The sequence below is a fragment of the Cupriavidus sp. 01L46 genome (assembly GCF_056399905.1).
The window spans coordinates 1-1,040 of sequence record NZ_JBFTSF010000630.1 but is presented as its reverse complement, the minus strand read 5'-3'; the positions used below and the strand labels follow the sequence as shown (position 1 = coordinate 1,040).

The following is a 1,040-nucleotide window of genomic DNA, read 5'->3' as shown; positions in this document are numbered from 1 at the left end:
GCCTTCGGCTGGGCATTGAACAGTTCCCAACTTGGCATCGAGACAATACGTGCCTGGATGTTCTCCCGCGCCAGTTTGATCTGTGCGGCGACGATCAGCGAGACTTCCGAGCCGCTGGCTATCAGGATCAATTCCGGATTGCCGTTCGGGGCGTCGGCCAGGATGTAAGCGCCTCGCTGCAAGCCGTCCGCGGCGGCGAATTGCGTACGGTCCAGGGTGGGAACGTTCTGCCGCGTGAGCACCAGTGCCACCGGCCGGTCGCAGGTTGCCAGCGCGACGCGCCAGGCGATGGCGGCTTCGTTGGCATCCGCAGGACGAATCACGACTAGGCGTGGCAACGCGCGCAAGCTGGCAAGCTGCTCCACTGGCTGATGCGTGGAGCCGTCCTCGCCCAGCGCGATGCTGTCGTGGGTGAAGACGTAGATAACGTGCAGGCCCATCAGCGCGGCAAGGCGAATCGCCGGGCGCATGTAGTCGGAGAAAATCAGGAAGGTCGCGCCGAAAGGCACCATTGCGCCGTGCGCCGCCATGCCGTTCATGATCGCGCCCATGGCATGCTCTCGCACGCCAAAATGCAGATTGCGGCCGGCGCGGCTCCAGCCCCCGCCGTTGGAACCCTGTCTGTCAGCTGCGCTAATGTTGGTTGGCTCAAAGTCCCCCAACCCTTTCAGCGCGGTATAGGTCGACGGGTCCAGATCCGCCGAGCCGCCGATCAGCGCGGGAAACAGCGGAGCGATGGCGTTCATGACCTTTCCCGATGCGGCGCGCGTGGCCATGCCTTTGCTGTCCGCGGGAAACTGCGGGATCGCCGCCTCCCATCCGGAAGAGTCCCCAGTGACTCCGCCACGCATGCGTTGTCCTAGCTCCACCGCAAGATCAGGAAATTGCACTTCGTAGGCGGAGAATTTTTGGCGCCATTCCCCTTCGGCCTGCTCTCCCTCCTCGCTCGCCTCAAGAAAATGCGAGCGCGCAGGTTCGGGGATGTGGAACGGTGGATCCACCGGCCAGCCGAGGATCTGCTTGGTCAATCGGACCTCTTC

The 1,040-nt window shown here is 63.7% G+C and carries 1 protein-coding gene; it reads right to left on the bottom strand.

The genetic code is table 11. The features are described 5' to 3' along the window. Positions 1 to 1,040: transketolase-like TK C-terminal-containing protein (locus tag AC1DS3_RS38975; protein WP_477129407.1), on the bottom strand; the 1,040-nt coding region annotated here is incomplete at both ends.